This window comes from Duganella sp. CF402 (assembly GCF_900109645.1).
Lineage (GTDB): Bacteria > Pseudomonadota > Gammaproteobacteria > Burkholderiales > Burkholderiaceae_D > Rugamonas.
This window is the reverse complement of sequence record NZ_FOBG01000001.1, coordinates 3,136,423-3,161,762: the sequence shown is the minus strand read 5'-3', so window position 1 is coordinate 3,161,762 and position 25,340 is coordinate 3,136,423. Positions and strand designations below refer to the sequence as shown.

At 62.0% G+C, this 25,340-nt stretch carries 24 protein-coding genes and 1 tRNA gene; 15 read left to right on the top strand and 10 right to left on the bottom strand.

Annotation, left to right across the window (positions count from 1 at the left end; all coding sequences use genetic code 11):
- Nucleotides 1-10 precede the first annotated feature (10 nt).
- Entirely contained in the window at nt 11-1,015 is a 1,005-nt protein-coding gene (locus tag BMZ70_RS14175) for a class 1 fructose-bisphosphatase (RefSeq protein ID WP_092275301.1), read from the top strand.
- Between the two features lie 95 nt (nt 1,016-1,110).
- Nucleotides 1,111-1,186: transfer RNA gene (locus BMZ70_RS14170), tRNA-Thr, on the top strand.
- Nucleotides 1,187-1,263: 77 nt separating this feature from the next.
- On the opposite strand, the gene BMZ70_RS14165 is transcribed toward BMZ70_RS14170, so the two are convergent.
- A complete protein-coding gene (locus BMZ70_RS14165) occupies nt 1,264-1,548 on the bottom strand; it encodes a helix-turn-helix domain-containing protein (protein WP_092275298.1) in 285 nt (94 codons plus the stop codon).
- Complete coding sequence (locus BMZ70_RS14160; protein WP_229205405.1) at nt 1,545-1,946, bottom strand: type II toxin-antitoxin system RelE/ParE family toxin; 402 nt, start codon at nt 1,944-1,946, stop codon at nt 1,545-1,547. The genes BMZ70_RS14165 and BMZ70_RS14160 overlap by 4 nt, the downstream gene beginning before the upstream one ends.
- Nucleotides 1,947-2,188: 242 nt before the next feature.
- Here BMZ70_RS14160 and BMZ70_RS14155 point away from each other — a divergent pair, with 242 nt between their 5' ends.
- Nucleotides 2,189-3,223, top strand: coding sequence for an alpha/beta fold hydrolase (locus BMZ70_RS14155; protein ID WP_092275295.1), 1,035 nt, complete (start codon nt 2,189-2,191; stop codon nt 3,221-3,223).
- On the opposite strand, the gene BMZ70_RS14150 is transcribed toward BMZ70_RS14155, so the two are convergent.
- A complete protein-coding gene (locus tag BMZ70_RS14150) occupies nt 3,191-4,900 on the bottom strand; it encodes a glycoside hydrolase family 9 protein (protein ID WP_175500776.1) in 1,710 nt (569 codons plus the stop codon). The genes BMZ70_RS14155 and BMZ70_RS14150 overlap by 33 nt on opposite strands.
- 255 nt (nt 4,901-5,155) lie before the next feature.
- Between BMZ70_RS14150 and BMZ70_RS14145 the strand changes: the two genes are divergently transcribed.
- The 5 genes from BMZ70_RS14145 to BMZ70_RS14125 all read left to right on the top strand — a co-directional run bounded on the left by BMZ70_RS14145 (nt 5,156) and on the right by BMZ70_RS14125 (nt 12,391).
- A complete protein-coding gene (locus BMZ70_RS14145) occupies nt 5,156-6,403 on the top strand; it encodes an ROK family transcriptional regulator (RefSeq protein ID WP_092275289.1) in 1,248 nt (415 codons plus the stop codon).
- Nucleotides 6,404-6,465: 62 nt separating this feature from the next.
- The gene (locus BMZ70_RS14140) at nt 6,466-7,413 is read left to right on the top strand and encodes a carbohydrate kinase family protein (RefSeq protein ID WP_092275286.1); all 948 of its coding nucleotides are present in this window, start codon (nt 6,466-6,468) and stop codon (nt 7,411-7,413) included.
- On the top strand, nt 7,410-8,627 hold the full coding sequence (locus tag BMZ70_RS14135) for an MFS transporter (protein WP_092275283.1): 1,218 nt from the start codon (nt 7,410-7,412) through the stop codon (nt 8,625-8,627). The genes BMZ70_RS14140 and BMZ70_RS14135 overlap by 4 nt, the downstream gene beginning before the upstream one ends.
- The gene (locus BMZ70_RS14130) at nt 8,624-11,326 is read left to right on the top strand and encodes a TonB-dependent receptor (protein ID WP_092275280.1); all 2,703 of its coding nucleotides are present in this window, start codon (nt 8,624-8,626) and stop codon (nt 11,324-11,326) included. Before BMZ70_RS14135 ends, BMZ70_RS14130 begins: the two co-directional genes overlap by 4 nt.
- 144 nt (nt 11,327-11,470) lie before the next feature.
- Nucleotides 11,471-12,391 (top strand): SIS domain-containing protein, encoded by a 921-nt coding sequence (locus BMZ70_RS14125; RefSeq protein WP_207231506.1) that lies wholly within the window; start codon nt 11,471-11,473, stop codon nt 12,389-12,391.
- A 281-nt stretch (nt 12,392-12,672) separates the two neighbouring features.
- Here the strand turns inward: BMZ70_RS14125 and BMZ70_RS14120 are convergent, their stop codons facing one another.
- The gene (locus BMZ70_RS14120; RefSeq protein ID WP_092275277.1) at nt 12,673-13,722 is read right to left on the bottom strand and encodes an FUSC family protein; all 1,050 of its coding nucleotides are present in this window, start codon (nt 13,720-13,722) and stop codon (nt 12,673-12,675) included.
- Nucleotides 13,723-13,840: 118 nt separating this feature from the next.
- Here BMZ70_RS14120 and BMZ70_RS14115 point away from each other — a divergent pair, with 118 nt between their 5' ends.
- Together BMZ70_RS14115 and BMZ70_RS14110 are read left to right on the top strand one after the other, a co-directional pair.
- Nucleotides 13,841-14,728: a LysR family transcriptional regulator gene (locus tag BMZ70_RS14115; protein ID WP_092275274.1), complete on the top strand. Its 888-nt coding sequence runs from the start codon at nt 13,841-13,843 to the stop codon at nt 14,726-14,728.
- Nucleotides 14,729-14,751: 23 nt separating this feature from the next.
- On the top strand, nt 14,752-15,411 hold the full coding sequence (locus BMZ70_RS14110) for an energy transducer TonB (protein ID WP_092275271.1): 660 nt from the start codon (nt 14,752-14,754) through the stop codon (nt 15,409-15,411).
- 6 nt (nt 15,412-15,417) lie between these two features.
- On the opposite strand, the gene BMZ70_RS14105 is transcribed toward BMZ70_RS14110, so the two are convergent.
- Complete coding sequence (locus tag BMZ70_RS14105; RefSeq protein ID WP_092275269.1) at nt 15,418-15,828, bottom strand: response regulator; 411 nt, start codon at nt 15,826-15,828, stop codon at nt 15,418-15,420.
- Nucleotides 15,829-15,999: 171 nt separating this feature from the next.
- Here BMZ70_RS14105 and msrA point away from each other — a divergent pair, with 171 nt between their 5' ends.
- From msrA to BMZ70_RS14085, 4 genes are all read left to right on the top strand, one after another.
- The gene (gene msrA / locus BMZ70_RS14100) at nt 16,000-16,503 is read left to right on the top strand and encodes a peptide-methionine (S)-S-oxide reductase MsrA (protein ID WP_092275266.1); all 504 of its coding nucleotides are present in this window, start codon (nt 16,000-16,002) and stop codon (nt 16,501-16,503) included.
- Between the two features lie 109 nt (nt 16,504-16,612).
- Nucleotides 16,613-17,011: a DUF1842 domain-containing protein gene (locus tag BMZ70_RS14095; protein ID WP_092275263.1), complete on the top strand. Its 399-nt coding sequence runs from the start codon at nt 16,613-16,615 to the stop codon at nt 17,009-17,011.
- A gap of 55 nt (nt 17,012-17,066) precedes the next feature.
- Entirely contained in the window at nt 17,067-18,083 is a 1,017-nt protein-coding gene (locus BMZ70_RS14090) for a cupin-like domain-containing protein (protein WP_092275260.1), read from the top strand.
- 7 nt (nt 18,084-18,090) lie between these two features.
- The gene (locus BMZ70_RS14085; RefSeq protein WP_092275258.1) at nt 18,091-18,825 is read left to right on the top strand and encodes a YoaK family protein; all 735 of its coding nucleotides are present in this window, start codon (nt 18,091-18,093) and stop codon (nt 18,823-18,825) included.
- A 10-nt stretch (nt 18,826-18,835) separates the two neighbouring features.
- Here the strand turns inward: BMZ70_RS14085 and BMZ70_RS14080 are convergent, their stop codons facing one another.
- Genes BMZ70_RS14080 through BMZ70_RS14065 form a run of 4 tightly spaced genes read right to left on the bottom strand, consistent with a single transcriptional unit; the run spans nt 18,836 to nt 22,780 of the window.
- Nucleotides 18,836-20,254 carry an amidohydrolase family protein gene (locus BMZ70_RS14080; RefSeq protein WP_092275254.1) on the bottom strand — a complete coding sequence of 473 codons (1,419 nt, stop codon included), beginning with the start codon at nt 20,252-20,254 and terminating at the stop codon, nt 18,836-18,838.
- Nucleotides 20,251-21,045 carry an ABC transporter permease gene (locus BMZ70_RS14075; RefSeq protein WP_092275251.1) on the bottom strand — a complete coding sequence of 265 codons (795 nt, stop codon included), beginning with the start codon at nt 21,043-21,045 and terminating at the stop codon, nt 20,251-20,253. Before BMZ70_RS14075 ends, BMZ70_RS14080 begins: the two co-directional genes overlap by 4 nt.
- On the bottom strand, nt 21,042-21,809 hold the full coding sequence (locus BMZ70_RS14070) for an ABC transporter ATP-binding protein (protein WP_092275248.1): 768 nt from the start codon (nt 21,807-21,809) through the stop codon (nt 21,042-21,044). The genes BMZ70_RS14075 and BMZ70_RS14070 overlap by 4 nt, the downstream gene beginning before the upstream one ends.
- An 11-nt stretch (nt 21,810-21,820) precedes the next feature.
- Nucleotides 21,821-22,780 carry an ABC transporter substrate-binding protein gene (locus BMZ70_RS14065; RefSeq protein ID WP_092275245.1) on the bottom strand — a complete coding sequence of 320 codons (960 nt, stop codon included), beginning with the start codon at nt 22,778-22,780 and terminating at the stop codon, nt 21,821-21,823.
- A 371-nt stretch (nt 22,781-23,151) separates the two neighbouring features.
- Between BMZ70_RS14065 and BMZ70_RS14060 the strand changes: the two genes are divergently transcribed.
- On the top strand, nt 23,152-24,132 hold the full coding sequence (locus tag BMZ70_RS14060; protein ID WP_092275242.1) for an isopenicillin N synthase family dioxygenase: 981 nt from the start codon (nt 23,152-23,154) through the stop codon (nt 24,130-24,132).
- On the opposite strand, the gene BMZ70_RS14055 is transcribed toward BMZ70_RS14060, so the two are convergent.
- Nucleotides 24,129-25,250, bottom strand: a complete 1,122-nt coding sequence (locus BMZ70_RS14055) for a branched-chain amino acid ABC transporter substrate-binding protein (protein ID WP_092275239.1) — start codon at nt 25,248-25,250, stop codon at nt 24,129-24,131. The two genes, BMZ70_RS14060 and BMZ70_RS14055, sit on opposite strands and share 4 nt — an antisense overlap.
- Nucleotides 25,251-25,340: the final 90 nt, after the last annotated feature.

Sequence of the window (25,340 nt, the reverse complement as noted above, 5' to 3'; positions counted from 1 at the left end):
AGGGTACACAATGAAACGAGTCAGTCTTACGCAATACCTGGTGGAAGAGCAGCGCCTCCACAACACCATCCCGGCCGAACTGCGCCTGCTGATCGAAGTCGTCGCGCGCGCGTGCAAAACCATCAGCCACTCGGTAGGTAAAGGCGCGCTGGGCGAAGTGCTGGGCTCGGCCGACACCGAAAACGTGCAGGGCGAAGTGCAGAAAAAGCTGGACATCATCTCCAACGAAATCCTGCTGGAAGCGAACGAATGGGGCGGCCACCTGGCGGCGATGGCGTCGGAAGAAATGGAATCGATCCACCCGATTCCGAACCGCTATCCAAAAGGCGAATACATGCTGTTGTTCGATCCACTGGATGGCTCGTCGAACATCGACGTCAACGTCTCGATCGGCACCATCTTCTCGGTGCTGAAAGCGCCGGACGGCATGACCCAGCCAACCGAAGCGGACTTCATGCAGGCAGGCTCGAAGCAAGTGGCGGCCGGCTACGCCGTGTACGGCCCGCAGACCATGCTGGTGCTCACCACCGGCAACGGCGTGAACTGCTTCACGCTGGACCGCGAGATGGGTTCGTGGGTGCTGACCCAGCGCGGCATGCAGATCCCGGCCAAGACCAAGGAATTCGCGATCAACATGTCGAACCAGCGCCACTGGCATCCGCCGGTGCAGCGCTACATCAGCGAACTGCTGGCCGGCGACACCGGTCCGCGCGGCACCAACTTCAACATGCGCTGGATCGCCTCGATGGTGGCGGACGTGCACCGCATCCTGAATCGCGGTGGCATCTTCATGTACCCGGCCGATACCCGCGACACGTCGATGCCGGGCAAACTGCGCCTGATGTATGAAGCGAACCCGATGGCCTTCATCGTCGAACAGGCAGGCGGCGCAGCGACCGACGGCAAAACGCGCATCATGGACATCCAGCCGACCAAGCTGCACCAGCGCGTACCGGTATTCCTGGGCTCGCGTGATGAAGTGGCGGTGGTAACCAGCTACCATCAGGAAGCCTGATTCGCACAAAGCAATATGAAAATTGCAACCAGATCCAAAAATTATCGTTTTAGGGCTGGTTGCAGTGCAGGTTCTTTGTTAGAATGCGGGTCGTCGCCGCTTTAGCTCAGTCGGTAGAGCAGTTCATTCGTAATGAAAAGGTCGCCAGTTCGATTCCGGCAAGCGGCACCAGGAACAATCAGAAAACCCGCTTTCTCCTCGGAGAAAGCGGGTTTTTTGTTGTCTACTTACTGAAGATTCGCGATTTCTTATTCCCGACGCGGGGGCGCCAACTGCTCCAGATATTTCATGATGGTGGACGTGTCGATATTTCTGAATTTCCCATCGAGCAGGTCTGACAGCCAAGCTTCCTCAACGTTTATCTGTTTTGCAGCTTGCTGTTGCGTCAGCCCTTTGCTGTCGATTATTTGCTGGATTTGATGTACAAGTCCGGCCTTGACCAGCATGTCCTCCGCGTCTGGATAGCCTAAATCTGCGTACACATTGCCGCTGCCTAGTTCAATAGGAACGCCATTGATGAAGATTGTGCTCATGCCCAATCACTCCTTTCCTGTGCTGCTGCGATCAGTAAGCGGGCTTTGATGAGATCGATTTGCCGCTTGGGCGTTGCAATTCCTTTCTTTGACTTCTTCTGGAAGCAGTGTAGTACATAAACCGCTTTCGCAAAGCGCACTGTGTACACGGCTCTGTAGGCGTTTCCGTGATGGATATCGACGACCTCAAGCACCCCGGCGCCGCCGAAGCCTGTCAACGGTTTTGCGTTGTTGTGCTTGCTGCCTTTTTGCGCCAGCAGCAATGCGTAACCAAAGGAGTCCTGTACAGCTTCCGGCATCGCTTCCAACTCTTTCTTTGCCGATCCGATCCAATGCAATGGCTTGAGTTCTGACATGACGGTGTCTAGATAAAGATAAGTTGAACCAATGCCGAACATGGCAGTTTCTCCAAGATATCGATAAGAAGCAGATGTGCTTTGATACTGAGCAGGCAAACGAGGTGCCGGGCTTATTGCTTGGGCCCCATCGCGCTGGCGTTTAGCGGCCAGCGCAAATGTGATGTCAGCACCGAGCGGACGGTCCTGCGCGTCAGCACCTGTCCTACGTCATCCGCTGATGCCCTCCTACCGCGCTGCAGTAATTTGAAGCGCAAGATGAAGTTTTTCACCAGAGGTCGACCATGAAAAACCAGATTCAGGATAAACCTAAGCATGCAGGACTCGCGGTAGGCGCAGCAATCTTTGCGGCGGCCTGGCTGGCAGTGCGGTACAAGACTGTGCAAGCTGAGCGGGAGAATCCGCCTCTGGGCGAGTTCATCACCGTGGATGGCGTGCGCTTGCATTATTTCCGCAAAGGACAGGGCTCCACGGTGGTGCTTTTGCACGGCAACGGAGTCATCGCCGAGGATTTCCGCAATGCGGGGCTCTTTGATCAGCTGGCGCAGAACTACCGTGTGATCGCGTTCGACCGCCCCGGCTTCGGCTACAGCGAACGCCCGCGCGGCAAACTGTGGACACCGGCGGCGCAGGCCAGGCTCATCGCGGCTGCGCTGGAGCAGCTGGAGGTGCGGGATGCGGTGATCCTGGCCCATTCCTGGGGCACGCTGGTGGCGTTGTCGATGGCCATGCAGAAGCCCGAGAGGGTGACCGGCCTGGTGCTGGCGTCTGGCTATTACTACCCCAGCGTCAGGCTGGATGTCCTGACTGCGACGCCAGCGATTCCTTTGCTGGGCAATTTGCTGGCTCACACATTGTCGCCGTTGATCGGTCGTTTGATCTGGCCTGCGGCAGTAAATCGCGCGTTCTTCCCGGCGGCGGTTCCCGACAGCTTCAAACGCATGGCGCCGTGGATGGCCCTCCGGCCACAGCAGCTGCGCGCTGAGGCTGAAGAAACAGCCATGATGATTCCCAGCGCCGCCGTGCTGCACAAGCATTATCCGGAATTGGCGATGCCGATAGCGATCATTGTGGGGGATGGCGATAAGATCGTCAGTCCCGCACATAACTCTCAACATCTGCAGCATGATCTTCAAGATGTCGATCTGACTGTGCTCGAAGGGGGGCGGGCACATGATCCAGCATTTATCGCAAGACGCCTTGCTGGCGGCTGTCGAGCGCGTCAGCGAACGTGCGTCGGCGCTTTCATTGGCTCTGGCGGTGGCGCAGGGCGAGCCAGCCTGAGATTATTGTTTGGGCGCCATCGCGCTGGCGTTTAGCAGCAGCCACGCGCTATGCGGTATCCATTGTTCGACCCAGCGCCATTGCTCTTCATCCGGACCCGGTGCAAACGCGATGCCAGCGCCCAGCGGGCTGTCTTGTGCGCCAGTGATGCCGTTGGAGATGCCGCCAGCCAGCATCGTTCCAGCGCTCTCGGCGGAAGGGGGATTGAGTTTGCCGAATCCGTACAGCATGGTCATACCGTAGGGATTACGTCCCAAGGTCCAGTCGATCTGGTTCTGGGCGAACTCCGCCAACTCTTTGCTGACGCCGAAAGCGCCGGCTGGATCGGGATTGCTGACGCGGCCGCCGAGCAGCGCTGCGGTACTCAGCGAGGAAAGGCGCGCACTTTCTCCTTGCCACCAGTAGCCGGTCTCGTTCGCATGGGGCATGAAGAAGCCTTCATAGCTGCTGTCGGATAGGCGGCCATCTGCAAAGGTGCGGAATGTCTGGCGCGCATAATTGTAGGGATTGGCGACACTGCGATTCATGGCCAATTGTTTGCTTAGGGCCGCAGCGATGGTCTTGCTGGCTTGATTGCGTAACAGCGTGTCGGTTTCTGCCTCATGATAATAAGCCAGGCTCACAATCGGGAACCCGGCTTCGGCGCCGTGGTAATAAGGGCGCTCGCCCTGGTCACTGATGAACACACCGCTTGCGTTCAGGCGTGCGTTGAGATGGGCTGCGCGCAGCCTTGCTGCATCAAGGTAGCGTTGCTGATGGGTGGCGTGATGCAGTTCGGTGGCGGCCATCAGCGCCGTGTAGTCGTCGATGATGTTTTCAACGCCATCGCTGCAATACTCGCGGTTGTGCTTTTCCAGATGGTCGAAGGCCCGCTGAGCGTCGGCAAGATAGGTGCTTGCGGTGTAGCGTCCGTGCTTGCCGCTGTTGCGCGCCAAAATAGACGCGCGCGCCAACGCCGCGATGGCCATGCCGCCGCCCGCGCGGAAGGAGGATTTGTAGTTGCGCGTGTAGACCCCGTCTATGCCTTCAAAGCCGGTAACGACGCGTTCCGCATTGTTGGTGCCCCATTTATCAAATACCGTCATGTAGAAATAACCTTGCCGGTCAAGGATGCGGTGCAGGTAGTCCGCGCCCCAGAATGCTTCTTCCAAGACGGCGGCTTCCAGGCCTGCCTGCCGGTACAGCGATGGTGTGCTGTCCGCCGTTTTTGCCAGCACCCAGGTGACCATAGAAGCTTGCTGCGGGTTGAAGAAGTGGGCGTAGGATAAATGCGATAAGTACTTGCCGTTGTCGCCGCCGGCATCGTTCCAGCCGCCCCAGACGTCGACGTAGCGCGGGGTGCCGTAGATACGGATCTTGTGATCTGCGCTGCTGGTATTGCGGCTTTTTTTGAAGTAGTCCAGCAGTGACGCGGCGGTGGTGCTGAAGAGGGCGTTCGCGTGGACCGGGACCGGCGCCGACGCCGCCGATTGCCCGCTCATATCGACCACAATTTGATACGTGCCGGTCTGTGTGAAGGAGGAGAAATCGGCCGCGAAATAACGCCGGCCTTCGCCCCACTCGGTGAACGCGGGCAGTGCGCGCAGTTCTCCTTCACCGACCTGATGCTTATCCTGCAGCACGCGATAACGGCCGGCACTGGCGTCACTCCGCGATTCCACTACGGCGATTTTTGGTCCGTTGCTGTCGAGGGCAACCTGATTGATCTGCACGGTGAGTGGCTCAGGCTGGCTGGCCTGTGCGCCTGTGCACGTCTGCGCAAGGAGCGCAAGTAAGGCCAAAGGGAAAAGTGAAATGGTGCGCGATGCAGGTCTCATGTGTAGCCTTGTTGTGGGAATAATCGGTTGCCAGTTTTTTCACTATAAATCGGCCAGCAGGCCGAGTCAATAAATACAAACAATGATTGTAAGTATTTTGGCGGCGCGCTTGCGGTATGATGTTGCCTTTACAGACAGGATGCTATTTCCATGAAGATCAATGCCCGTGGTACGAATCAGCAAGCAAGTGCACCCTACAACCGGCGCGTGGTTCTCGACCTGATTCGTCAGCAAGGGGCGATGTCGCGCAAAGACATCGTGGATAGTGTTTCGCTGAGTCCACAGACCGTCACCAACATCACCAACGATCTGGAAGCCATCGGCTTGATCGTTTCCCGGCGTCTGAAGGCCGACAAGGTGCGCGGGCAGCCTCCGATTGAATTCATGCTGAACCCAGGTGCCGGTGGCGCGATTGGCATCAGCCTGGAGAACGGCAAGGCCTCGGCCGCGCTGGTGAGCCTGGTGGGGGAGGTATTGCAGCGCCGCCACGTCGAGGTGGACACAGCAGATCCGCAGCGGGTATTGCTGGCGATGGTCGATCTGGTGCGAGAACTGCGCCGTGGCGCGCAGGAAAGAATCTGGGGCATCGGCGTTGCCTTGCCCGGCCCGCTGGTGGCAACCGAAGTCAGCTTCATCGGTCCGACCTCGCTGGAAGGCTGGAGCGACCTGTCGGTGATCGATGATTTGCGCCACGCCACCGGCTTGCCGGTGTTTTACAGCGTCGATAGTGTCGCCGGCGCGCTGGGCGAAACGCTGTTTGGCGTGGCCAAGTCGCTCGATAATTTCTTCTATCTGCACATGGGCATGGGGCTCGGGGGCGTGCTGGTCGACAACAGGTCGGCTTATCGCGGCGCCAGTGGTAACGCTACCGAGATCGGCCACATTCCCGTGGTCAAAGGCGGGCGTGAGTGCTACTGCGGCAATGCCGGCTGCCTCGAACGCTACGTGTCGCTGTATTCATTGGCCGAGGCGCTTGGCGTGGACAACGGCGGCATACACGAATGTCCGATTTCGCAGTGGATAGAGCAGGCGGACCAGCCAGCGTTTGCAGCGTGGTGCGAGCAAGCGGCCGCCTGTCTGCGCGATGCGGTGTGCACCATTGAAAACATGCTGGATCCCCACACGATCGTGATCGGCGGCTCGGCGCCGAAGGCACTGGTAGCGCATCTGGTGCAGCTGGCGCAGCCACTGGCGCGCTCGGTGCGCGGGGGCGTGGCGGGCGCCGCGCAGCGCATCATGTTGTCGGAACACGAGCAGGATAGTTCCATTCTCGGCGCCGCTGTGTTGCCTCTTTACGACATGTTGTCGCCGCGTCTGGATGTGCTGCAATCAGAGCGCCGCAGCGAGGTGGATGCAGCTGAATTGCTGGGGCAGCAGCGCCTTGCCGGTGGACTCTGATTAAATACATCCATTGGTTTTATTTATTGACATGGTGGTGAACGTACTCTACATTCGGGGGTATGAACACTACCTATCCCCCTTTATTCGTTGTTGGTGACCTCGGCGTCGATCTCGTCATGGGGTCGATTGAAGACTGGCCGCAGATCGGTACCGAGGTACTGCTGCCTCGCAGCGAGCTTCGCGCCGGTGGCTCGGCCGCCAATGCGGCGCTCGCCATGCGCCATCTGGGTTTGCCTGCCCACCTGATTTCCGCTGTCGGCAACGATGACTTCGGCCGTTTCCTGCACGGCCAGTTCCACGGTCTGCGTGCCGACCTGCAAATCTGCGACATGCCTTCGACGGTTTCCGTCGGGCTGATGCATGCCTGCGGCGAACGCAATTTCTTCACCACCCACGGCCACCTCGAGCACCTCTCGCTCGAGCATGTGCTGACGCGCTTGCCGTCGGCCAGTCCCGCCGGCGCGATCGTCCTGTTGACCGGCGTATTCCTGCTGCCTCGGTTGCGTGCGCACTACACCGCACTCATGGAAATCATCCGTGCCCGTGGTTTCCAGGTGGCGCTCGATACCGGCTGGCCGTCCGACAACTGGACCGAGGCCAACCGGGCCCTGGCCGCCTCATGGATACCTTTGTGCGATCACTTGCTGATCAATGAACTGGAAGCGCTCAGCATCACCGCGACCGAAGATCTGGACGCGGCGCTGGACCGGCTTGCGAACTGGAGTAAGCCTGGCGCAAGCATAGTGGTCAAGACTGGGGCTAAAGGAGTGACCGGCGTGCAGCGCGGCCAACGGCTGCATCAGCAATCGGCGCGCGCTGCCATCTTTGACACCATCGGTGCCGGAGATTCCTTCAACGCCGGTTATCTGGCCATGCGCCTGCGTGGCGGCGGGCTGGCGCAGGCGCTGGCAGGGGGCTGCCGGGCGGCGGCGGCGATCTTGCAGCGGTTCCCACGCAGCGCGATCCAGCCAGGCGAGCTGGCCGACTGCCTCAAGGAGGAGACATGAAACACCGGCGGCTCATCATCGGCTACATCCTGCTGATCTGGTTCGTGATCTCATTCGTCACCAATCTGATCGGCCCGCTGATGCCGATCATGATCGATGAGTTTCATCTGAGCCTGGCGATGGCGGGTTTTTTACCCTTCTCCTTTTTCCTCGCCTACGGCCTGATCTCGATCCCCGGCGGCCTGCTGGTTGAAAGCAAGGGCGGGCGCGGCACCTTGTTCTGCGCCTTCGGCCTCAATCTGGCAGGTTCATTGGTGATCGCACTGCAACCGCAGTACGCGACCGTCATCGGCGGCTTGTTCACCATCGGGCTGGGCATGGCCTTGCTGCAGGTGGTGATCAATCCCCTGTTGCGGACCGCTGGCGGCGAAGCGCAATTCGCGTTCTACTCGGTGATGGCGCAGCTGGTGTTTGGCTTGGCGTCGTTCCTGAGCCCGCTGGTGTTTCGCTGGCTGATGGCCGATGCCGGCCCGGCCCGGACTGTGGGTGTGTGGGTCGCGTTCTACTGGGCGTTTAGCCTGCTGTTTTGTGTGCTGCTGGTGGTGAACCGCATTTTGCCGCTGCCCAAGCTGGAGCTGACTGACAGCGAAAAGAGCGGCGGCTGGTACGCCTACCGCGAGTTGCTGGACCGCCGCGATGTACGGCTGTTCTTTGTGGGTTTGGTGGCCTACGTCGGCACCGAGCAGTCGCTGGCGAACTGGATGTCGCAATTTCTCAGCACATATCACCACATATCGCCCAGCGGCGCCGGCGCCGATGCGGTCGGCCAGTTCTGGGGCCTGATGGCGCTGGGCTGCCTGGCCGGATTGGGCTTGCTGAAACTGCTTGATTCGCGGGCCGTGCTGGCGCTGTTTGCTGTGCTGGCGCTGGGCTGCGTCGGGTTGGCACTGTTCGGTTCAGCGCAAGCCGCAGTGTTGGCTTTCCCGGCATCAGGCTTCTGCCTGTCGGTGATGTTCTCGGTTATTTTCTCGCTGGCGCTCAATTCGGTGCCGACCCATCACGGTGCGCTGTCCGGCATCCTGTGCACCGGCATTCTCGGCGGCGCGCTGCTGCCGCTGCTGGTCGGCTGGCTGGGCGACCTGGTCGGTCTGCGGCTGGCGATGACACTACTGTTTCTCACGCTGTTCTTCATTCTTGGCATTGCGGGATGGGCCCGTCCCCTGGTGCGAAATCACGTCGTTAATTTTAAAAAACAAAATCTGGAGAGATCATGAAAAGCATTAATCGCAGCCCGATCGCCGTGGCGGTCGCCGTGGCCCTAAGCCAGTATTGCCTGCCAGTGCTGGCGCAGCAGTCCGGCGACACACGTGTGGTGGCGGCCGACAGCGCGGTGGAGACGGTGGTGGTAACGGGCGTCCGCTCTTCGCGTGAAAAGTCGCTGGTCAAAAAACGCGACGCCGATTCCGTGATGGATGTGGTGACGGCAGAGGATATCGGCAAACTGCCGGACAAGAATGTGGCCGATGCCGTGCAGCGTGTACCGGGCGTGAACATCAGCTCCGGTTCGGGCGGGCAGGGCGGTTTCTCGGAGAGTGACCGTGTGAGCATACGCGGCACCAATCCCAGCCTGACGCAAACCTTGGTCAACGGCCATTCGATCGCCACCGGCGACTGGTATGTAGGCGACCAGACCGGCACTGTCGGGCGCAGCGTCAGCTTTACCTTGCTGCCGTCGGAAATCGTCGGCTCGGTGGAGGTACTGAAGAGCGCCCAGGCCGATGTGACCGAAGGCGGCACCACCGGCAACGTCAACATCGTCACCCGCAAGCCGCTCGATTTCAAGCAACCGCTCACGCTCGAGGCCACGGTGCAGACGATGTATGCGGACCTGCCGCGCAAGCACGCGCCGCAGGTAAATGCGCTGGTCAACTGGCGCAACGACGAGAAGAATTTCGGCGTGCTGTTCCAGGCGTTTTCGGAGGCACGCAATGAGCGCCGCGATGGGCAGGAATTGTTCCTGCTGGGGCAGGGCAGTATCAGCCACCCGGACATCATCGCTGCGCATCCGGACCTGGATGGCGTGCTGTATCCATCGCAAATCGGTTCGGCACTGTTCACGCAGCACAGCAAGCGGCAGGGCGCGCTGCTGGATGTGCAGACGAAACCGATGAAGAACCTGACGCTCGACCTGAATGCCTTCTATTCGCGCTTTGAAGGAACCAACTTCGACACCAACTATCTCGCCAGTCCCACCGACCTGCTGGAAAAAGGCATCGCGCCGACCAGCTACACGGTGCGCGGCAATACCCTGGTGGCGGCGACCTTCCCCGTTACGCATTTCGACCCCAGCGGCGCGACGCCGGGCGCGGATCAGCCTTTCCCCGGTTTGCGCGATGTGATATACCGTCCGAAGGCGGCGTCGATGGCATCGTATGTGGATTTCTCGGCCAAATACCGGCCGACCGACCGGCTGCAGATCACCGGCATGGCAGGCTACACGCGCGGCCTCGGCGAGACTCCGCACGACTATGGTTACGAAGCGTACCTGACCAATTCCGCGCTGGTCTACCAGATGAATGGCAAGGGCCGTCCGGCCGATGTCGCCTTCCCCGGCGTGGACACCGCGAACTTCCATAATCCGGCCAACGTGACCAATGGCGGCAGCTGGTCGGGCAGCTACAAGGTCAAGGATCGCGAGAAGTACGCGCAGGTCGATGCACTGGCCGATATCGACTGGGGCAATCTCGAGAGCATCAAATTCGGCCTGCGCCTGGCCGACCATAAACGCGAAGCGTATGGCCATAACTATGGTTGCGCCGTGGACCCCGAAGCAGCCTGCCTGGGCAATCCGGGCGTCACCTTGCCGGCGCCGCAGTGGGCTGGCGAGAAGAGCCCGGCCAACTACGGCAAAGGCCTGGGCGGCGGCGCCGGTTTCCTGACGCAGTTCTGGACCCTCGATCCCGCCGCTGTCGAACGCTGGCAAAACAGCTACATCAATGCGGATCAAGGCCCCAACTATCAGGGTAACTTCACGATCGACGAGAAAGCGAATGCCGCCTACGTGATGGCCAACCTGGCCGGCGAGGGCTGGCGTGGCAATGTCGGCGTGCGCGTCGCACGCACCCGCCAGCGCAGCCTGGGCTATAACTTCGACGACGATAACCATCCGGTGGAGGCGAGCGTCTCGCATAGCTATACCGACGTTCTGCCAAGTGCCAATTTGCGGCTCGATCTGAATCCAAACCTGGTCGCGCGCTTCGCCCTGTCGAAAACCATGTCGCGCCCAGATTATTCGGCGCTGACGCCGGCGGTCACGCTCAACAACATCAACGGTACCGGCTCGGGCGGCAATACCGATCTGAAGCCGGTGCGCTCCAACAACGCCGATGCTACGCTGGAATGGTATTACGCGCCGCAGTCGCTGCTCTCGGCGGCAGCGTTCTACATGGACATGCCGTCGTATATCACCTTCGGCTACAACACCCGGCGCTACCTGAATACGTCGATCAACCAGTTCGCCGACTTTGTCATCACCTCGCCATTCAATATCTCGGCCAAGAACAAAGGGCTGGAACTGGCGTGGCAACAACCACTGTGGGGAGACTTCGGCGCCGCGCTCAATTACACCTATGCGCATGGCCGCACCTCCGATGGTTCAGCCCTGGTGGGATCGTCAGCGAATACCTTCAACACCGAAGTCTATTACGAGAAAGGCGGCTTCAACACGCGTCTTGCCTATACCTACCGCTCGGCTTTCCTGGTCGGTCTGGCCAATGTCTCGCCGCAGTACGCGGCCGGCATGGGAACCCTGGCCATGTCGCTCAACTACAAGTTTAACGACCACGTCACGTTCACCTTCGACGCATTGAACTTGAATAATCCGGTACTCAAGTACTACTCCACGTCGGAGCGCCCGCAGGCGTTCTATGCCAGCGGCCGGCAGTTCTTTGTCGGTTTGAAGTTTTCAAACTAAGTCGAGGAAGTGAGCGATATGAATGATATGAATCAGGCGGGCCTGCCCGCCACGCTCATGCTGCAAGAGGCGCGGCAGGCTGCCGACTGCATCAGCACGCAGATCAGCGAAAACAGCGCGGCCTTTCATGCGCTGGGGGAGCGTTTGCGTGCTCTCAGGCCGCGTGCCGTGATCACCTGCGGGCGCGGAAGTTCCGACCATGCCGCTACCTACCTGCGTTATCTGGTAGAGCTGCACCTGGGCTTGGTCACCTCCTCGGTCGCACCGTCAGTCAGGTCCGTGTACGGCGTTTCGCAGGACATGTCGGGCTATGTTTTTGTCGCCATTTCGCAGTCTGGCCGCAGCCCCGATCTGTTGGCGGCGACCCGCTCCGCCAAGGCCGCCGGCGCGTATGTGGTGGCGCTGGTCAATGTGGTCGACTCGCCGCTGGCGGAACTGGCCGATGATTGCCTGCCCTTGCATGCCGGTGTCGAGCAGAGCGTTGCCGCGACCAAGTCGTATCTCTGTACGCTGGCAGCCAGCTTGCAGCTGGTCGCGTACTGGAGTGAGAGCAGCGTGCTGGCCGAGGACATGCTTTGCTTGCCCGGCAGCCTGCGCCTGGCGTGGGGGCAGGATTGGTCCAGACTAGCGGAAATCCTGGTGGAGGCCGAGCATTTGCTGGTGCTTGGGCGCGGGATCGGTCTGTCGGCAGCGCAGGAGGTGGCATTGAAGTTCAAGGAAACCTGCGGCTTGCACGCCGAAGCGTTCAGCAGCGCCGAGTTTTGCCACGGGCCCAAGGCACTGCTGCAACGGCCCATGCCGGTGCTGATGCTGTGTCAATCCGACGCCACCGAGCGCTGGTCGTTGCATCTGGCGCGCGAGCTGAACGAGTACGCCGCACCGCTGGTACTGGCCGGGGCGACCCTGCCGGAGGTCATGAGCTTACCTTGTCTGCCGTTTGCGCCGGCCGTGATGCCGTTGGTGCTGGTTCAGAGCTTGTACAAGGTGGCAGCTCAGGTGGCCATCGCCCGTGGCCTGGATCCGGACTGCCCGCCGTTGTTGCGCAAGGTGACGGAGACGAACTGACCTGTTCGCCTCTACGCCGGCTTGGCTTTACGGGTCAGCAGGGTGGCCGCCGTCAGTGCGCCGACGATGCCCTGGGTCCATGCGGCGGTGCTGCCCGAAAAGCCGATGGCGGTGTCGAGCGCCAGTTTGCCGGCTTTGGGACCGGCCAGTTGAGCGCAAACATGGTGGCTCTCCTGGCGAGTTGGCTGCTGGGAGGTCCATCTTATCGGCGGCGGTTGCCTGGCCGCGTAGGAGGACGCCGATTTGCTTGTCAGACCACGACGCGCGTGTCGCGGCCGCCGTTATTTGCGCAGGCGATCCATCAGCGGCCACAGGGTTAGCGTGGCGGCGATGGCGATCGCACTGCCGAGCAGATTGTTCTCCAGCCGCACCAGTGCGTAGGTGTAGTCGATGGCCGGCATGGCGTAGTCGGCCACCAGCACGAAGGAGGGCGTGAGGAAGGCCACGAACACGCTGTAGCCGACCGGCCGCAAGGCCATCGTCAACCCGATCAGCGGGAACACGGCCAGTGCAATGGTCAACGGTGTTTGCGCCAGCGCGCCGATGGCGATTGCGATCAGCGTGCCGATCACGGTGCCTACCGCACGCTCGACGCTGCGCGGCAAGGTGCCTGCGGCGGACGGCTGCAGGATCAGCAACACCGCCATCGTCGCCCAGTAGCCGCAAGGCAGCTGTAGCAGGTGCACGGTCAGGTAGGCGGCGGTGGTGGCGATGCCGAGACGCAGGGCGAAGTGCACGCCGTCGCTCGACAGCGAGGCATGCTCGCGCAGCTGGCGCAGCGCATCGCGCGCCGTCTGTGCCGCCGCTTGATGCCAGCGGTCGTGATGCTGTTCCGGCGCGAAGGGACGGATCTGCCACAGCACCATGCTGAGCGTAGCGGCGAACAGGCAGCCCAGCAAATACAAGCCAAGGTATGCCAGGCCGCCCGCGCCGCCGGCCGATGGATGATCGACCATCACCACGCAGGCGGTGGCGGCGAGGATGGCCACCTGATACGGCCGGTCGCCCCAGATGCGCGTCAGGCCGGCCACGGTGACGAAGGTGAAGATGGTCAGCGCGGCAGCCGCGAAACCAAAGCTGGCGGCGTAGATGGTCAAGCCGCCGCCCAGCGTCGACAGCACGGCGAACGACAGCATTGACGCCAGCCGGCTGCGCGCGGTCTGCGGCGCGGTCGCCAGCGAGGTCCAGAAGGCGCCGATGGCGGCCCACGAAAAATCCGGCGCGTGCAGCGCGCAGCCCACCAGCAGCATGATGGCGGAAGCGGAGGCTGCGCGCATCCCGTCCATCAGGTTGGTCTTGGCAGCGGCGGTGGTGAGCATGGATTTCAGCATGATGGATACAGCTTAAAAGAGCGCCGCTGATGAATCCAATATTTCGTGGTAGTCTCTTCAAGACGAAAAAGATATCGCAAAGCGATTGTGCAGTGCATTTTGAGATGAGAGGACGACGATGGAATTTCGCCAGCTACGCTACTTCCTGGCGGTGGCCGAGCACCTGCACTTCACGGTGGCGGCCGAGCGGCTGGGCATTGCGCAGCCGCCCCTGAGCCAGCAGATCATCAAGCTGGAACGGGAGATCGGCACCAAGCTGTTTATCCGCCATCCGCGCCGGGTAGAGTTGACAGAGGCCGGCATGATCTTCCGCGAGCGCGCGCAGCGCGTGCTGGACGACGCCAGCGATGCGCTGGAACACGTGAAGATGGCGGCGCGCGGCGAGAGCGGCAACCTGTCGATCGGCTTTGCCGGTTCGACGGTGTTTCATCCGACCGTGGCGCGGCTGCTGCGCCGCTTTCGCGAAGAGTATCCGGGCGTGAAGATCCGCACCGAGGAGAGCAACAGCGTGGCGCTGCTCGGCAAGCTGGCCGACGCCCAGGTCGATTGCGCGATGGTGCGACTGCCGCTCGATTGCGGCGACTTGAAGGTGACGCCGCTGGTGCAGGAGAAAATGATCGCGGTGCTGCCGAGCGGCCATGCGCTGGGCCGGCGCCGCACCATCGACTTGAAGCAGCTGGCTGCGGATCCCTTCATCCTGTACCCGCGCGCGATCAATCCCGAGCTGCACGACGCCATCATCAGCGCCTGCCGCGCGGCCGGTTTTTCGCCGCGCATCGAAATGGAGTCGCCGCAGATTTCGTCGAGCGTGAACATGGCGGCGGCGGGCTTCGGCGTGGCCATCATCCCCGAATCGATCGCGCAGTTCCGCGCCGAGGGCGTGACCTACCAGAACATCAGCAACAAAGACCTCGGCACCGCCATCGCCCTGATCACGCGCCCGCGCGATAAATCCGTCACGGTGAAAAACTTCACCGAACTGGTACGCCAGTTCCACCGGCGCTGAATGACTCGCGCTATCATCGCGGCATGAATAAGAAATTGTTTGCTGTTGCCGCTGTCGCCGTCGTTATCGCCGCACTCAATCTGGTGCCGCGCTCCGCCCAGTCCGGGCCGCAGCGGGCGCCGTTGCAGGCGCTGGTCGGTGGCGCCAGCTGCGTACAGCCGCAGTGGCCGGCCGAGGCGCGCCGTTATGAGATCGAGGGGGCGACCACGGTGCGGTTTGAAATCGGCGCCGATGGCGCGGTGCTGCGGCCTGCCATCACCCGCAGCAGCGGTTGGAAGATACTTGATGACGCGGCCCTGAACAGCATCGCGCAATGCCGCTTCCAGCCCAACTTGCCCGCCGCGCGCGATGGCACGGTGTTCCCGCTGCAGTATGTCTGGAAGTTCGATGACGCGCCGGCCGCGCGACCCTTGCTGGTGCACGGCAGTTGCCATCCGTCCCCGCGCTTTGCCGCTTTCCACGAAGCCGATCCGCGCCCCAGCGGCAAGGATGGCATCCTGTTGCGCTTCCTGGTGAATGCCGAGGGCGCGCCGGTGCGGATCGTTGCCGAAGCAGGCGGCCAGCCGCCGGAGCTGGCCGCGCAGGCGGTGGAATATTTGCAAAGCTGTCGTTTCGCTCATGACCCCAAGGCCAAGGGCGAGCGCACCGACACCGGTTTCGGCCGGGTGGTGCTGCGCCACTGAACCCGGCTACGCCTCGCTGGCTGCCAGCAGCTGCGCGCGCTTGTCGATCGCGTGACGCACTGCCGACAGGATGCGATCCATATTGGCGGGTTTGATCAGATGTTCGTCAAAGCCGGTGGAGATGACCCGCTGCCGGGTCACGATATCGCCCCAGGCGGTAAAGGCGATCAGCGCCACCTGGTCGAAGTCGGGCACGGCGCGCAGGGCTTCGGCCACCTGGTAGCCGTCCATGCCGGGCATGCCCAGGTCGAGCAGGACGGCGTCCGGCCTGAAAGTGCGCACCGCCTCCAGCCCCGGCAGGCCGGCATAAGCCACCGCCGTTTGATAACCGTGGAGTTCGAGTAGTTCGGCCGAGATGTCGGCCGCGTCGCTGTTGTCGTCGACAACGAGGATACGCTGAGTAATGGTCTGGTCCATAATATTGAACGAATGTGTAACGTTACATTCGGCTGGGGCCAGGCCGGAGGAAATAGATGCGGCGGGGAGAGGGCACGCGAGGCAATTATAGTTGGATTTCATCAGCTTGCTTGAAGAAATCGATATCTGTCTCCAAATTGCCCACAGACACTTATCGAAAAGGATGTGATGATGACGAGCAACACGGAAAAGGCCATTCTGGCCGGCGGCTGTTTTTGGGGCATGCAGGATTTGATCCGCAAGATGCCAGGCGTGCAACATACCCGGGTCGGCTACAGCGGCGGCGACGTGGCCAACGCCACCTACCGCAATCACGGCAGCCATGCCGAGGCGATTGAAATCATCTACGATCCGGCCGTACTCAGCTACCGCAAGATCCTGGAATTTTTCTTCCAGATCCACGACCCGAGCACGCCTAACCGCCAGGGCAACGACCTTGGCACGAGCTACCGCTCGGCAATTTTCTATCTCGACGAGCAACAAAAGGCGACCGCCGAGGACACCATCGCCGACGTCAACGCCTCCGGCCTGTGGCCCGGCAAAGTGGCCACCGAACTGGCCCCGGCCGGCCCGTTCTGGGAGGCGGAACCCGAGCATCAGGATTACCTGGAGCGCATTCCCAACGGCTACACCTGCCATTATGTGCGTCCGGGATGGGTCTTGCCGAAGCGTTGAAATTCCTTCATAAACAGTCACTTATAGCGCGGAAGGTATTCGGAAGGTAAGTTCTGCCATTGCATCCTACAGTGAAGCCCTGTTTCATATCTTCACGTTAGGAATTGTCATGAGTCAGCTATTTGCCGCCGTTTATGAAGTGACCAGCGCCACCGTCGGCCGTCCGTCCCTGCGCCTCAACCTGGTGGTCGACCGCAGCAACGCCGGCGTGGTCGGCACCGCCACCGTGGAAACCGTCACCGGTGATATCCACGAGATGTCGGTGCGCGGCCAGCACATGGAAATCGATAGCGAGGAACCGCTGGAAGCCATCGTACTGGCCGGCACGCCGCCGATTTTTTCCGTGCTGGACGACGCGCCGGCCGCGTTCCAGATGCTGATGGTGTTGCCTTCTGCGTGGAAGGACGGCCAGGCGTGCTACAAGATGACGCTCGGCAAGTTATACCCTCGGGTAATCGATATCCGCGACGGCAAGGCGCGCGCGGTGTTGCCGGAGGCCGCTTACTAGCACATCCTGTTACACTAAAGCCTGACCCGCTTAGTGCCAAAAGGATAACGCCTCGATGAACCAGCCACATGCCGCGCCGCCGACCGTCATCGATGACTCCTGGCGCGGCTGGATTGCCGAAAACCTGGTGCTGGGCGGCCATCCGCAAGCGCTGCTTGGCGTGATGGTCCAGAAGGGCATCGCGGAGTCCAGTGCCCGCGCGGAACTCGAAGCGGCCATGCGCAGCCCCTACCTGCGCGGCGCGCTGCGGCTGTCAAACCGGGTGGCCAAGCGCGACTGGGTGCTGGGCATCCAATCGCGCCTGAACCAGCTGGCGCCGCAAAAGGTGCCGCGCCGCGAGCGCCTGTCCAGCCAGGCCTTCCTCGACGAATACTACCGCCGCAACCAGCCGGTCATCATTACCGGCATGCTGGACGACTGCGCGGCGCGCAGCAAGTGGAGCTTCGATTATCTGGCCACGCAGCTGGGCGAGCGCGAAGTGGAAGTGCAGTTCGGCCGCGACGCCGATCCCGATTACGAAATCAACAGCGTGCAGCACAGGCGCCGCATGCCGTTCGGCGACTACGTGGCGCTGGTGCGCGATGCCGGCGTCACCAACGATTTCTACATGACCGCCAATAACGACGGCCATAATCGCGACGCCCTGCGCGAGTTGATGAGCGACCTGCCGCCGCTGACCGAGTACCTGCAGGAAGGCAGCAGCGGCTTTTTCTGGTTTGGTCCGGCCGGCACCATCACGCCGTTCCATCACGACCTGACCAACAACTTCATGATCCAGGTGGCCGGTCGCAAGCGCCTGCGCCTGATCGCGCCATGCGACACGCCCAAGCTGTACAACCAGCGCCACTGCTACACGCCGGTCGACGGCCGCCACATCGACCTGCAGCGCTTCCCGCTGATGGCCGATGTGCAGGTGATCGAGTGCGTGCTGGAGCCGGGCGAAATCCTGTTCCTGCCGGTGGGCTGGTGGCATTTCGTCGAAGCGCTGGACGTCACCATCACCATTTCCACCACCCACTTCAAGTGGGACAACGACTTTTATACCTGGTACCCGGCCAATCAGGATTTCTAGGTCCGCCATGCCCATCGACTACCTGCGCAGCTACACCGGCCTGCAACGCACCGATATCAGCAACCGCCGCCTCGGGCGCTCGCTGGCCTTCGTCGCAGGGGCGGTCAATGCCGGCGGTTTTTTCGCGGTAGGGCAGTACACTTCGCATATGTCGGGCGTGGTGTCGGCGCTGGCGGATAATCTGGCGCTGGGCGACACGGCGTTGCTGTGGGCCGGACTGGCATCGCTGATCGCGTTCTTCTGCGGCGCGGCCACTTCGGCGGTACTGATTAACTGGGGACGGCGGCGCGAGGCGCACAGCCGCTACGCCTTGCCCTTGCTGCTGGAAGCTGCACTGTTGATGGTGTTTGGTTTGCTGGGCGCGCGCGTGGCGCAGCTTGGGCATATCGAAGCCATCGTGGCGCTGCTGTGTTTCATCATGGGCCTGCAGAACGCAATCATCACCAAGGCTTCGCGCGCCGAGATCCGCACCACCCACGTGACCGGGCTGGTGACCGATATCGGCATTGAATTGGGGAAGCTGTGTTACTGGAATCGCAGCCATACCGCCACCGGCAGCGTGACCGCGGACCGGCCCAAGCTTGCCTTGCTGGCGTCCCTGTTGGCGATGTTCCTGGTTGGCGGCGTGGCCGGCGCCTTCGGCTATAAATACCTCGGTTTCATCGCCTCGGTGCCGTTGGCGCTGGCCTTGCTGCTGCTGGCGATCGTGCCGCTACTGGACGACGTGCGCGCCGCCCGGTAGCGCGGCGCAATCAGGCCTGCTGCATCTGCTTCACTGCGGCGCGGGCTTGCGCGTTGAGTTCCGCCAGATCGAGGCCGGGGATGGCGTCGTGTTCCGCCACCACGCGGCCCGCCACCAGCAGGGCGCGCAGCGACGGCCGGCCGCCGCTGGCCACCGGGGCGATGGCGATATCGTGCAGGCCAAAGTAGCGCGGATCGTCCAGCTGGTAGATGGCGATATCGGCGGCCTTGCCCACTTCCAGCGTGCCGATGGCGTCCATGCCCAGCACCGCTGCGCCGCCGGCCGTACCCCAGCGCACCACGTCCTCGATGCGGGCCGCGTCGGCGCCGCCTTCGCTTGTGCCGCCGCCGGCGCGGCTGCGTGCGAGTTCGCCTCGCCGTGCGCGCTGCATTAGCCATGCGGCGTGGGTTTCGGAGATCATGTCGGCTGCTTCGTTGGACGCTGCGCCATCGACGCCGATCGATACCGGCACGCCTGCTGCCTCCAGCGCAGGAATGTCGGCGATGCCGCTGCCGAGGCGTCCGTTGCTTTGCGGGCAGTGGGCGATGCCGGTGCCGGTGGCGCCCAGCTGCGCGATTTCGTTGCGGTCCAGTTTCACCAGATGCGCGAACCACACGTCTGGCCCCAGCCATTCGTATTCGCCGCAGAAGGCCACTGGCGAGCGGTCGTATTTTTCACGCGCGGCGTTCTGGTATTCCACCGTTTCCGACAAGTGGCTGTGCAGCCGGATGCCGAGCCTGCGTGCTTCGCGCGCGCAGGTGCGCAGTTCTTCCGGCGACATCGAATACAGCGGCGTGGTCGGCGCCATCACCACGCGTCGCATGGCGTCTGGTGCGCTTTGGTGATAGCGGCTGGTCAGGCGCGCGCAATCGGTGAGGAAGTGATCGAGTGATTCCGGCCGCAGCGCCTGCGGCAGTTCGCTTTCCAGCTGGCGCGTGCGGGTTGCGCCGCCACGGCACAGCACAAACCGCAGGCCCAGTTTTTCCGCTTCCTCGAACAGGATGGCCGAACCGTCGTACGGCATGCCGGGGTAGTACAAGTAGTTATGATCGGCCACTGTGCCGCAGCCGCTGCGCAGCAGCTCCACCAGGCCGATGCGCGCGGCCAGCCGGAAGCTGTGCTCATCGAAAGCGGCGCGGAAGCGGTAGGGCGTAGCGGCCAGCCACGGCGTCAGCGTCATGTCGATGCCCTGCGGCTCACCCTTGAGCAGTGACTGGAACAAGTGGTGGTGGGTATTGACCCACGCTGGGTAGACCACGCAATCGCGCGCGTCGATGATGCGTTCACCGGGTTGCGCCGATAGCTCGCCCATCGCGGCGATAACGCCGTCGGCGATGCCGATGTCCGGGCCTGCATGGCGTTCGCCGTCGCCGCGCACGCCGGTCAGGATGGCGCTCGCGTTGCGAATCAGGATAGTCTGTTGGGTCATGCCAGTTCGCTTTCGTGCCAGTGTGACAGAACCAGGCGTGTCACCATCGCCATCACGCCGAACAGCACCACGCCGCTCACGGTGATAAGGAACAGTGCGGCAAACAGCCGCGGGATATTCAGCGCAAAGCCGGCCTGCAAAATCTGGTAGGCCAGGCCCGCGCCGGTGCCGCCGGTGCCGGCCACGAATTCCGCCACCACCGCGCCGATCAGCGCCAGACCGCAGGAGATCCGCAGGCCGCCGAAGAAGTAGGGCAGCGCGCTAGGGATGCGCAGCCGGCGCAGCGTGTCCCATTTGCTGGCGTGGTTGATGCGGAACAGGTTGAGCAGGCCGGGATTGACGCTGCGCAGTCCCAGCACCGTATTCGAGATGATGGGGAACACTGCCACCATCGTGGCGCAAATCACCAGCGCCATCGTCGGGTCTTTGACCCAGATGATGATGAGCGGCGCAATCGCCACCACCGGTGTCACCTGCAGCAGGATGGCATACGGCAGCAGGCTAGCTTCGATCACGCGGCTTTGCACGAACAGGAAGGCGGCGGCGCTGCCGACCACCACGGCCAGCGCGAACGCCATCAGCGTGATGCGCAGCGTGACCCATAGCGAACCGGCCAGCAGCGACCAGTCTTCGATCAGCGCGCGGGTGATGGTGCTGGGTGCGGGCACCAGGTAGTCCGGCACCGCCAGCGCCATGCACACCGCTTGCCAGATGCCGAGCAGGATCACGCCGACCGCCAGCGGCGCCGCTACGCGCTGCACGGCGGGACGGGAGAGAAGGGGAGGATTCATGCTGCGTTCCTTTCGTGTTCGGTGTTCGCTTGCGTCAGCAGCGATGAGAGTTCGGCGCAGTGGCGCATGAAGGCTGGTGAAACGCGGAAGGCGTCGTCGCGCAGTACCGGGCCGTCGATGGCCACGTCGGCGATCACGCGGCCGGGGCGCGCCGCCATCACGATCACGCGGCTGGACAGATACACCGCCTCGTAGATGCTGTGGGTGACGAAGACCACCGTCAGTCCGCGCTCGGCCCACAGGTTGCGCAGGTCGGCATCGAGCTTGTTGCGGGTGAATTCATCCAGGGCGCCGAATGGTTCGTCCATCAACAGCAGGTCCGGATTGGTGGCCAGCGCGCGGGCGATGGAGACGCGCATCTGCATGCCGCCTGACAGTTCGCGTGGATACGCAGTACCGAATTTTTCCAGCCCCACCAGTTTGAGGGCGCGCGCCACGCGTTCGTCGGCTTCGGCACGGTCCAGCTTTGCGAGGTCCAGTGGCAGGCGCGCGTTGTCGGCTACGCGCGCCCACGGCATCAAGGTCGCTTCCTGGAATACCATTGCCAGCTTGCGGCCCTCGGCGCGGCGGATATGGCCGGCCGAAGGCTGTTCCAGCCCGGCGAACAATTTGAGCAGAGTGCTCTTGCCGCAGCCGGATGGCCCCAGCAGCGAGACGAATTCGCCGGGCTGTATGCCCAGCTTCACGCTCTCCAGCGCGAGGGTGCCGTTAGGGTAGGTCTTCTCGACCTGATTGGCGTACAACTCCGGCAGCATGGCGGCCATGATCTTCTCCTTTATGGCATCACGCGCAGGTCTTTGACGAACTGCGTGGTGTAGGCTTTTTTCCAGTCGACGTCCGCTTTCAACAGGCCGGTGCTGACCATGAAGTCGCGGGTCTTTTGCCAGCGCGCGTCGCTCATGGTGCCGATGCCTTGCGTGGCGGCGTCGCCGCTGCTGATCATCTTGTACTCCTTGAGCTTTTCCACGCCCCATGCCAGCTGGTCGTCCTGCATGGCCGGGTTGTCTTTCTTGATCAGCGCATTGCCCGGTGCGGGATTGGCGAGATAGCTTTTCCAGCCTTCCATCGAGGCCTTGACGAAGCGCGCCACCAGTTCAGGCTTTTCCTTCACGGTCTTTTGCATGGCGACGATGGTGGTGCCGTATGGCGGATAGCCGTCGTCGGCGAACAGGAAGAAGCGCGTCTTCACGCCGCCCTTGTTGGCAGCGAAGACTTCCGACGATGCGTAAGCCTGTTGCGCAGAGCGCGGGTCGGCAAAGAAGGGCTGCAGGTTGAAGGTGTAGACGCGCGACTGCGCTTCATCGAGCTGGTATTTATTCTTCAGCCACGGCCACCACGTGGTGCGGCCGGAGGTGGAGACCAGCACGGTGCGCGACTTCAGTTCGGCCAGGCTCTTGACGTCATCGTGCGTCATCATGCCTTGCAGTTCGCTCTGGAAGCTGGCGGCGACGGTGGTGATCGGCACGCCGGTTTCCACGCTCTTCAGCACTTGCAGGTCGTAGCCCATCAGGAAGTCGGCCTGGCCGCTGCTGAGGATTTGCACGCCGTTGACTTGCGGGCCGCCCATGCGGATGGTGACATCGAGGCCGTACTTCTTGTAGATGCCGGTGGCGACGGCTTGATAAAAGCCGCCATGTTCCGCTTGTGCGTACCACGAGGTGAGGAAGGTGACTTTGTCGGCAGCCAGCGCAGGGATGCTGAGGCAAAGGCTAAGGCATAAGGTGAGCAGTCGCATGATGGTCTTTTCAGAGAGCGTTGATAACGCGCCTGCGATCACACCTTCATGAAGAATAAAGCGTCTCCTGAAGATGCGCACTGGCGCAGCTTCAAGAGCAATTTCCCGACTGCGGCGGACCGCAGGTGAACGCTTATACTCTTGCCCTCCTGTGATGCAAATCCTGTGCCACGATTTTTGCCCACGCATGGTATGTGCGACGCACCAGTGTGATGCGCGTTGCGGCGAAAATGGTGCGCACGCGCTGCAAATGTGCGCTTTTTCGCTGGCCTGTAAATTGCATCTTCAAGCCGCAAGAGTATAAGCGTTCAGCCGGCGCCCGCCGGTAGGGAATTGCTCTTGAATCCAACATCCATTCAAGAGGAACGCTTATGTACGCACTCAATGAACTGAACAAAGAAGCCCGCATGGGCACCTTCGGCACCGAAACCGGCAAGCGCGAAATCCGCCGCATCGATCTCTCCGACTTCAACACCCGCAAGGCGCAAATCGCCGACGAGCTGTGGGCCGCGTCGGTGGACGTGGGCTTTTTCCAGGTACGCAACCACGGCATCGATCTGGCGAAAGTGCGTGGCGCCTTCGCCGCTGCCGAAGCCTTCTTCGCGCTGCCCGAATCAGTGAAGTCCAAGTACCCGCTGCGCAAGGCCGACAACGCCGGCTGGGAGAGCAAGGCGCAAGTACGTCCGTCGACCGGCACCGCCGACCAGAAAGAGTCCTACCAGATCACGCGCCCGCACATGGAGGTGCTGTGGCCGAGCGAGGAAGAGCTGCCGGGTTTCAAACAAACCATGCTGGAATTCGAAGCGCAGTGCTGGCAGGTCGGCATGCGCCTGCTGTCCTGCTTTGCCGACAAGCTGGGATTCGACAGTGACTTCTTCACCCGGGCGCACGATCCGCAGCAGGCCAGCTACCAGAGCACCTTGCGGCTGCTGCATTACTACGCCATCGATCCGTCGATGAAAGACAAGCTGGATCTGTGGCGCGCCGGCGCGCATACCGATTTCGATTGCCTTACTTTGCTGTTCCAGCAGAAGAACCAGAGCGGCCTGCAGGTCTGCCCCGGCAAGGAGATGGATGCGCAGGAGTGGACCAGCATCGAGCCGGCCGACGATGTCATCACCTGCAATATCGGCGATATGCTGATGCGCTGGAGCGACGACCAGCTGCCGTCCAACTTTCATCGCGTGAAGAACCCGCTGCCGCATGAGTATCAGGGGCCGCGTTACAGCCTGGCGTTCTTCTGCCAGGCCAATCGCGATGTGATGATTGAAGGGCCGGGCAAGAAGTACCCGGCCATCAGTGCGGACGCTTATCTGAAGCAGCGCGTGAGCGCCAACTTCAAAGCGTATTAATAGCTGGTCAGCGCCGAAGGCTGGCCGGCCTTGAAGGTGAAGATGGTCACTGGCGACTGTTTCATGTCGCCTTTGGCGTCAAACGCGTAAGTGCCGGCCACGCCCTGGTACGAACCGGCGCTGATGATCGCTTGCACCTTCTGCGCGTCGACCGAATTCGCCTTCTGCATCGCTTGTGCGTACATCATCACGGCGTCGTAGTAGGCGGCCGCGTAGACGTCAGCTTCCTGCTTGAAGCGGGCCTTGAACTTGGCCTTGAAGGCCGGGCCGCTGGAGGACTTCTCCAAAATCGCGCCGCCCTGCGAGCACAGGACGTTATCGCCGACGGCGTCGCCACCGAGCTTGCCCATTTCAGCGGTGCAGATGGTGTCGCCGCCCAGCAGCTTGGCGTTGATGCCCAGCTGTTTCATCTGGCGCGCCATCGGCGCGGCTTGCGGTGCATAGCCGCCGAAGAAGATGGCTTCCACCTTCTTGGTTTTCAGCTTGGTCAGGATGGGGGTAAAGTCGAATGCCTTGTCGTTGGTGAACTCGTGGCCGGCCACGGTCATGCCGGCGGCCTTGGCCTGCTTTTTGAATTCTTCTGCCACGCCCTGGCCGAAGGCGGTGCGGTCGTCGATCACGGCGACGTTCTTCAGCTTCAGCTCATTGGCTGCGTACAGCGCCATCTTGGAGCCCAGCTGGGTATCGCTGGCGTTCACGCGGTACAGGCCTTTGTAGCCTTGCTGCGTCAGTTTCGGATTGGTGGCCACGGTGGCGATCAGCGCGCCGGCGTCGTTGTAGGCGCGCGAGGCAGGAATCGCCACGCCCGAGTTGTACGGGCCGACCACATAGCGCACGCCGTTGTCGATCAGCTTCTGGGCGGCGGCCACGCCGGCCTTCGGGTCGCCCTGGTCGTCTTCCGACAGCAGTTCGAATTTCAGCTTCTTGCCGGCCACGGTGATCGGCTTGGCGTTCAGCTCTTCCACCGCCAGGCGCGCGCCGCTTTCGTTGTCCTTGCCCGAGAAGGACTGGGAGCCGGACAGCGGGCCGCTATGGCCGATCTTGACGACGGTGTCTTGCGCCTGGGCGCCAAAGGCGGCCAACAGGGCCAGTGCGGCGGCGGTGTGCTTCAGTTTCATGCGATCTCCTGATTCGAACTGCGGTTTTTAATGATGCGGTGATTATCCCCAAAATCGCAGAATATTATCGTGCGTGTTGAGGGTGGGTAA

Bases quoted from the DNA above. Each gene is read 5' to 3' on its own strand.
- BMZ70_RS14175 (WP_092275301.1), top strand. From the start codon at position 11: ATGAAACGAGTCAGTCTTACGCAATACCTGGTGGAAGAGCAGCGCCTC.
- BMZ70_RS14165 (WP_092275298.1), bottom strand. From the start codon at position 1,548: ATGAGCACAATCTTCATCAATGGCGTTCCTATTGAACTAGGCAGCGGC.
- BMZ70_RS14160 (WP_229205405.1), bottom strand. From the start codon at position 1,946: ATGTTCGGCATTGGTTCAACTTATCTTTATCTAGACACCGTCATGTCA.
- BMZ70_RS14155 (WP_092275295.1), top strand. From the start codon at position 2,189: ATGAAAAACCAGATTCAGGATAAACCTAAGCATGCAGGACTCGCGGTA.
- BMZ70_RS14145 (WP_092275289.1), top strand. From the start codon at position 5,156: ATGAAGATCAATGCCCGTGGTACGAATCAGCAAGCAAGTGCACCCTAC.
- BMZ70_RS14140 (WP_092275286.1), top strand. From the start codon at position 6,466: ATGAACACTACCTATCCCCCTTTATTCGTTGTTGGTGACCTCGGCGTC.
- BMZ70_RS14135 (WP_092275283.1), top strand. From the start codon at position 7,410: ATGAAACACCGGCGGCTCATCATCGGCTACATCCTGCTGATCTGGTTC.
- BMZ70_RS14130 (WP_092275280.1), top strand. From the start codon at position 8,624: ATGAAAAGCATTAATCGCAGCCCGATCGCCGTGGCGGTCGCCGTGGCC.
- BMZ70_RS14120 (WP_092275277.1), bottom strand. From the start codon at position 13,722: ATGCTGAAATCCATGCTCACCACCGCCGCTGCCAAGACCAACCTGATG.
- BMZ70_RS14115 (WP_092275274.1), top strand. From the start codon at position 13,841: ATGGAATTTCGCCAGCTACGCTACTTCCTGGCGGTGGCCGAGCACCTG.
- BMZ70_RS14110 (WP_092275271.1), top strand. From the start codon at position 14,752: ATGAATAAGAAATTGTTTGCTGTTGCCGCTGTCGCCGTCGTTATCGCC.
- BMZ70_RS14105 (WP_092275269.1), bottom strand. From the start codon at position 15,828: ATGGACCAGACCATTACTCAGCGTATCCTCGTTGTCGACGACAACAGC.
- msrA (WP_092275266.1), top strand. From the start codon at position 16,000: ATGACGAGCAACACGGAAAAGGCCATTCTGGCCGGCGGCTGTTTTTGG.
- BMZ70_RS14095 (WP_092275263.1), top strand. From the start codon at position 16,613: ATGAGTCAGCTATTTGCCGCCGTTTATGAAGTGACCAGCGCCACCGTC.
- BMZ70_RS14090 (WP_092275260.1), top strand. From the start codon at position 17,067: ATGAACCAGCCACATGCCGCGCCGCCGACCGTCATCGATGACTCCTGG.
- BMZ70_RS14085 (WP_092275258.1), top strand. From the start codon at position 18,091: ATGCCCATCGACTACCTGCGCAGCTACACCGGCCTGCAACGCACCGAT.
- BMZ70_RS14080 (WP_092275254.1), bottom strand. From the start codon at position 20,254: ATGACCCAACAGACTATCCTGATTCGCAACGCGAGCGCCATCCTGACC.
- BMZ70_RS14075 (WP_092275251.1), bottom strand. From the start codon at position 21,045: ATGAATCCTCCCCTTCTCTCCCGTCCCGCCGTGCAGCGCGTAGCGGCG.
- BMZ70_RS14070 (WP_092275248.1), bottom strand. From the start codon at position 21,809: ATGGCCGCCATGCTGCCGGAGTTGTACGCCAATCAGGTCGAGAAGACC.
- BMZ70_RS14065 (WP_092275245.1), bottom strand. From the start codon at position 22,780: ATGCGACTGCTCACCTTATGCCTTAGCCTTTGCCTCAGCATCCCTGCG.
- BMZ70_RS14060 (WP_092275242.1), top strand. From the start codon at position 23,152: ATGTACGCACTCAATGAACTGAACAAAGAAGCCCGCATGGGCACCTTC.
- BMZ70_RS14055 (WP_092275239.1), bottom strand. From the start codon at position 25,250: ATGAAACTGAAGCACACCGCCGCCGCACTGGCCCTGTTGGCCGCCTTT.